The sequence below is a fragment of the Roseovarius sp. genome, from assembly GCF_018066915.1.
GTDB lineage: Bacteria > Pseudomonadota > Alphaproteobacteria > Rhodobacterales > Rhodobacteraceae > Roseovarius.
In genome coordinates, this window is sequence record NZ_JAGPVV010000163.1 from 1 (window position 1) to 6,762 (window position 6,762).

Annotated in this window: 4 protein-coding genes; 2 read left to right on the forward strand and 2 right to left on the reverse strand. The window is 63.1% G+C overall.

Features of this window, described 5'->3' with window-relative positions:
• On the reverse strand, positions 1-1,456 hold a 1,456-nt coding region (gene hisS, locus KBT70_RS08815; protein ID WP_296631460.1), incomplete at its 3' end, for a histidine--tRNA ligase.
• Positions 1,457-1,576: 120 nt separating this feature from the next.
• On the opposite strand from hisS, the gene KBT70_RS08820 reads away from it, so the two are divergent.
• Entirely contained in the window at positions 1,577-1,771 is a 195-nt protein-coding gene (locus KBT70_RS08820) for a SlyX family protein (RefSeq protein WP_296631463.1), read from the forward strand.
• Here the strand turns inward: KBT70_RS08820 and dnaE are convergent.
• Positions 1,768-5,268, reverse strand: a complete 3,501-nt coding sequence (gene dnaE / locus KBT70_RS08825) for a DNA polymerase III subunit alpha (protein ID WP_296631466.1) — start codon at positions 5,266-5,268, stop codon at positions 1,768-1,770. The two genes, KBT70_RS08820 and dnaE, sit on opposite strands and share 4 nt — an antisense overlap.
• 161 nt (positions 5,269-5,429) lie before the next feature.
• Here dnaE and xdhA point away from each other — a divergent pair.
• A partial coding sequence (gene xdhA / locus KBT70_RS08830) for a xanthine dehydrogenase small subunit (RefSeq protein WP_296631469.1) occupies positions 5,430-6,762 on the forward strand: 1,333 nt, incomplete at its 3' end.

The window sequence follows — 6,762 nt, forward strand, 5'->3', positions numbered from 1 at the left end:
CCTTGATCTGCACCACGCCCTTGGCGAATTCATCGCCCCCGGCGATGATCGCCACCGGCGACCCACGCCGGTCGGCGTATTTCATCTGATTGCCGAAATTCTTGGGATTGCCGAGGTAGACTTCGGCGCGGATTTTACCCTTGGAGGGGTCGTTGGGGTCGATGTAGGCGTTTCGCAACTCGCCGACCATCGCCTGATAGTCTGCCATCCGCTCGCGGTCCATCACGGTCACAACCACCGGGCCGCGCTCTGCGCTGCCGATCTTGCCCTTGGCATGCAGCGCCGCAAGCAGGCGATCCACCCCGATGGACACCCCCACCGCCGGCACCTGCTGCCCGGTAAAGCGCGCGACAAGGTCATCATAACGCCCACCGCCCGCCACGCTGCCAAACTGGCGCGGGCGGCCTTTCTCGTCCGTTATTTCAAATGTCAATTCCGCCTCGAACACCGGGCCGGTGTAATAGCCGAGGCCACGCACGACAGAAGGGTCAATCACGATGCGGTCGGGACCATAGCCTTGGGCGGCGAGGAGGGTGGCGATTTCTTCGAGTTCGCTCACGCCCTGCGTGCCCATGTCCGAGCCTCCAACCGCTGCGCGGAGGTTGGCCAAGGTTTCAGCATTCGAAGGCCCGCGAGAAGTCAAAAAGAGAAGAACTCTTTCTGCTGCCTCCTCGGTTAGGCCGACACCCTCAATGAATGCACCCGAACTGTCTTTTCGACCGTCGGTCAGCAAGGCCTTGACGCCCTCGCGGCCAACTTTATCGAATTTGTCGATCTGGCGAAGGACGTCAGCTCGCAAAATCTGCTCGATGTTCCTCCTGACCATTTCGGCATAAAGAGCCTCTGCCGCTTCACCGATTGTCATTGAGCGAGGATTACGAAGAAGGTCTTCACTCAACCCAATCGCCTCCAACACCCCATTCAGCACCTTCCGGTTATTCACCCGAACCACATAGTCGCCGCGTTCGATGCCGACCTCTTCCAGCGCATCGGCCAGCATCGCGCAAATCTCGGCATCCGCCGCCATCGACGCCGTGCCCACCGTATCCGCATCGCATTGATAGAACTGGCGAAACCGCCCCGGTCCCGGCTTTTCATTGCGCCAGACTGGTCCCATCGCATAGCGCCGATAGGGCGTCGGCAGATCGTTGCGGTGTTGCGCATAGACGCGGGCCAAGGGCGCGGTCAGGTCATAGCGCAACGCCAGCCATTTCTCATCCTCGTCCTGCCAGGCAAAGACGCCTTCGTTGGGCCGGTCCACGTCGGGCAGAAACTTGCCCAGCGCCTCGACCGTCTCCACCGCACTCGATTCCAGCGCGTCAAAGCCATAGCGATGATAGACCCCGGCAATCGCATTCAGCATCGCGGCGCGCGTCGTCACCTCGGCGCCGAAATAATCGCGGAACCCTTTGGGCGTCTCGGCCTTGGGGCGGGGCTCTTTTTTGGGCTTGGCCATGGCATGCGTCCTTGCGGCATAGGTGCGGCATCTGTCGTGGCGCGGTCTAGCCCAAGGGCAGCGTCGGGGCAAGGCGGCTGCGCGATTGACCAAGGGCGCATCCGCGCGTAATGCCATGCCATGACCGAAATCGAAGAAAAACTGGCCCACCTGATCCGCGCGGTCGATGACCTGTCGGATGTGATCGCACGCCAAGACCGCGAAATCGACCGCCTGCGCGTCCGAGTCGAGATGCTGCTCGCGCGCGAGGCCGCACGGCAGAGCGAGAGCGATGGCGGCGTGATCTTGGGCGACGAGCGCCCGCCGCATTATTAGATTTCTTCCACCATCACCACCCCGGTGAGGCTCTTGATCGCGCCCTTGATCTGCGGCGTCACCGGATACTCCGCGCCGCTGTCGATCTCGACCTCGCCGGGCAATCCCGCGCCCATCAGGCAGAAATGAATCGGGCCGGGGCGCGCGCCGCGCGCGGCTTGGCTGGCGCTATGCAATACGGCAGCCACAGACCCAATCGCCCCCGGCTGATCCACGAAAATCCGCAGACCCACAGCACCCGCCCCAGCCACCATCCCATCAATCGGCTGCACCGCGCGGCAGAGCAATTTCAACTGATCCGCTTCCATCGTGGCCTCGGCGGTGATGACCACCTGCGCGCCGGTTTCCAGAAACTCGCGGCATTTCTCGAGCGTGTCCGAGAAAATCGTCACCTCATAACCGCCGGTCGTATCGCTGAGCTGCGCAAAGGCAAAACGGTTGCCGCGCGCCGATTTCCGCTCTTGCCGCCCGGCCACAACCCCGGCCATCTTGACCAGCGCCGGACCGCGTTCGGCCTGCGCTGTCACCTCGTCCAGCGTTTTCACATCCCGCCGCCGCAACACGGTCATGTAATCATCAAGCGGATGCCCCGAGAGATAGAACCCCACGGCCTTGAATTCCTCGTTCAGCCGCTCGGCGGGCAGCCAATCATCAACCGGGGCAAGACGCGGCTCTGGCAGGTCATCGCCCGCCTCGCCAAAGAGCGAGACTTGGCTCGAATTCTTCTGCTCATGGATCGCCGCCGAATAGCTCATCAGCGCCTCGATACTCTCGAACACGCGGCGGCGGTTGCGGTCGAGCGCATCAAACGCCCCGGCGCGCGCCAGCATTTCCAGCGGGCGCTTGCCCACCCGCTTGAGATCGACCCGCTGCGCCACATCATAGAGCGTGGCAAAGGGCCGTTCGCCCCGCCCCGCCGTAATCAGCTTCATCGCCTCGACACCCACATTCTTGAGCGCGCCCAGCGCGTAATGCAGCACGCCATCCCGCACATCGAACGTGGCCTCAGAGCGGTTGACGCAAGGGGCGGCCCAGTCCAGGCCCAGCCCCTTTTTCACCTCTTGGAAATACACTGCCAGCTTGTCGGTCAGGTGAATATCGCAATTCATCACCCCGGCCATGAACTCGACCGGGTGATTGGCCTTGAGCCATGCGGTCTGATAGCTGACCACCGCATAGGCCGCCGCGTGGGATTTGTTGAACCCGTAATTGGCGAATTTCTCGAGCAGGTCAAAGACCTCGCTGGCCTTTTTCTTGTCGACGCCATTCTCCATCGCGCCCTTCTCGAATTTCGGGCGTTCCTTGGCCATTTCCTCGGCGATTTTCTTGCCCATGGCGCGGCGCAAGAGGTCGGCACCACCGAGGGAATAGCCCGCCATAACCTGCGCGATCTGCATCACCTGTTCCTGATAGACGATGATGCCTTGGGTTTCTTCTAGGATGTGGTCAATCGACGGGTGGATCGACTCGAGTTCCTTGAGACCGTTCTTCACCTCGCAATAGGTCGGGATATTCTCCATCGGGCCGGGACGATAGAGGGCCACAAGCGCCACGATATCCTCGATGCAGGTCGGCTTCATCCGTTTCAGCGCATCCATCATGCCGCTGGATTCCACCTGGAACACCGCCACCGTCCGGGCGCTCGCATAGAGGCGATAGGATTTTTCGTCATCGAGCGGGATCGCCCCGATGTCATACTCGAACCCCGCGGGGGGCTCGTAAAGCACGGTGCCATCCGACGCCACATTGAGCGGGCGGCCTGTCTTGCGGATCATGTCCACCGCATTCTGGATCACTGTCAGCGTCTTGAGGCCAAGAAAGTCGAACTTGACCAGCCCCGCCTGTTCCACCCATTTCATGTTGAACTGCGTGGCGGGCATGTCCGAACGCGGGTCTTGATAGATCGGCACCAGCTCATCCAAGGGCCGGTCGCCAATCACCACACCTGCGGCATGGGTTGAGGCATTGCGCAACAGCCCCTCGACTTGCTGCGCATAGGTCAAAAGGCGATCCACGACCTCTTCATTCTTGGCCTCTTCGCGCAGGCGCGGCTCGTCGGCCAAGGCCTTTTCGATGCTCACCGGCTTGACGCCCTCGACCGGGATCATCTTGGACAGCCGGTCCACCTGCCCATAGGGCATTTGCAACACACGTCCGATGTCGCGCACGGCGGCCTTGCTCAGCAGCGCCCCAAAGGTGATGATCTGGCCCACCCGGTCGCGGCCGTATTTCTCTTGCACATACTGGATCACCTCCTCGCGGCGATCCATGCAAAAGTCGATGTCAAAGTCGGGCATGCTGACCCGCTCAGGATTCAGGAACCGCTCAAAAAGCAGGCTGTAGCGCAGCGGATCAAGGTCGGTGATGGTCAGCGCGTAGGCCACCAGACTGCCTGCCCCAGACCCCCGCCCCGGCCCCACCGGGATCGCGTGATCCTTGGCCCATTTGATGAAATCGGCCACGATCAGGAAATAACCCGGAAATCCCATGCCCTCAATGATGCCCAGCTCGAATTCCAGCCGCTTTTCATACTCCTCGACCGGGGCGGCATGGGGGATGACGGCAAGACGGGCACTCAGCCCGGCACGCGCCTGACGGCGCAGTTCCTCGACCTCGTCATCGGCGAATTTCGGCAGGATCGGATTGCGCTTGTAGGCCCCAAAGGCGCAGCGCCGCGCGATCTCGACCGTGTTTTCCAAGGCTTCGGGCAGATCGGCAAAGAGCGCTGCCATCTCGTCTTGGCTTTTGAAATAATGCTGCGGGGTCAGGCGGCGACGCGGCGCGCTCTGATCGACATAGGCGCCATCGGCCACGCAGAGCATGGCATCATGCGCCTCATACATATCCGATTTCGGGAAATAGACATCGTTGGTCGCCACCAACGGCAGGCCCATGGCATAGGCCATCTCGATCAACCCACGCTCGGTCAGGCGCTCTGCCTCGGGCGCGCCCCCGTCACCGGGATGACGCTGTAACTCGACATAGAGCCGGTCGCCGAACGCCTGCGCCAACCGCTGCATCAGCGCCTCCGCCGCCGGGCGCTGACCGCCCTGCAAGAGGCGCCCGACTGGTCCATCAGGCCCCCCCGTCAGGCAGATCACCTCCTCGGCATGCTGCCCCAATTCGCTCAGCGTCACATGCGGCAGGCTGCCGTCGCCCCGCAGGTAGAGGCAAGAGTTGAGCTTCATCAGGTTCTCATAGCCGCGCTCGCTCTGCGCCAGAAGGACGATGGGCGCAGGCGGCTTGGCACGTTCTCCGGGGGCGAGGCTGAGATAGGCCAGATCGACCTGACAGCCCATGATCGGCTGCACGCCAGCCCCCTGCGCACTGACGGAAAACTCTAGCGCGGCAAACATGTTGTTGGTGTCGGTCACGGCCACGGCGGGCATGCCGGCGGACACACAGAGACCGGGCAGCTTCTTGAGCCGCATCGCCCCTTCCAGCAGGGAATATTCGGTATGCACCCGCAGGTGAATGAATCGGGGATCAGCACTCATGCCCGCCACCCTAGCCCCGGTCGCGGCTGAACAAAAGACTTGCCAAACCGCCCGCCCCCAGCTTTCATCAGTCCACGACAGGCAAAGCCCGCCGCCTTCTACGCCGCATCGAAGGTCAGGCACCCAAGGGCAGACATAGGTAACGCGGCGGGCATCGGCTCATGACCCTCACGTTTCTTCTGAATGGAGAGAGCGTGGCGCTTCGGGATGTGACCCCGACGACAACCCTGCTCGATTGGCTGCGCGAGACGCGCGGTCTCACCGGCACCAAGGAAGGCTGCAACGAAGGCGATTGCGGTGCCTGCACGGTGATCGTCAGCGACGAGACCGGCGCGCGCCCGCTCAACGCCTGCATCCTGCTCTTGCCGCAACTCGCCGGGCGCGCGGTGCGCACGGTCGAGGGGATCAGCGGCCCCAAGGGCGAATTGCATCCCGTGCAAGAGGCGATGATCGCGCATCACGGCTCGCAATGCGGCTTCTGCACACCGGGGTTCATCACCTCAATGGCCTGCGCGCATCTCAATGGAGAGCGGGATCACGACCGGGTTCTGGCGGGCAATCTCTGCCGCTGCACGGGCTACGCCCCGATCCTGCGCGCCGCCCGCGCCGCCGAAACCGCACCCATTCCCGCCTGGATGACCGAAGATCGCGATGTCATCTGGCCGGAAATACCTTCGGGGGGGGCCGCAGGGCGGGGGGCAGACAGCCCCCCCACGTCGCTGCACCCCCAGAGCGCCGATGAGGCCGCGCGCCTTTATGCCGCCTACCCTCAGGCCAGCTTGATCGCAGGGGCCACCGATGTGGGCCTGTGGATCACCAAGCAGTTGCGCGACTTGGAGCTTCCGATCTTTCTGGGGAACTGCGCCGACCTGAGCGAAATCGAGGTGTCGGATACGGAAATCCGTCTTGGCGCCGGGGTTACAATCGCGGCGCTGATGCAGGCGATTGCCCCCTATCACCCCTCCTATGCCGCGATGCTGCGGCGCTATGGCTCGGAACAGGTGCGCGCGGCGGCGACGCTGGGGGGCAATATCGCCAATGGCTCGCCCATCGGCGACAATGCCCCCGCGCTCATTGCCCTCGGGGCCACTCTGCACTTGCGCCATGGCGATACCCGCCGCCAGATGCCGCTCGAGGCGTTCTTTCTGGGCTACGGCCAGCAGGACCGCGCACCAGGCGAGATGATCGAGGCCATCAGCCTGCCCCGCCAGCCCGACCGCCTGCGCTGCTACAAAATCTCGAAACGCTTTGATCAGGATATCTCGGCTTTGCTGGGTTGCTTCAACATCACCGTGGCCTCAGGCCAGATCACCGCCGCGCGGATCGCCTTCGGCGGTATGGCGGGCATCCCGAAACGCGCACACGCAGTCGAAGCGGCACTGATTGACCAACCGTGGACCGAGGCCACGATCACCGCCAGCCATGCGGCATGGGCGCAGGATTTCGCGCCGCTGTCGGATATGCGCGCCTCTGCCGACTATCGCCTGACCACCG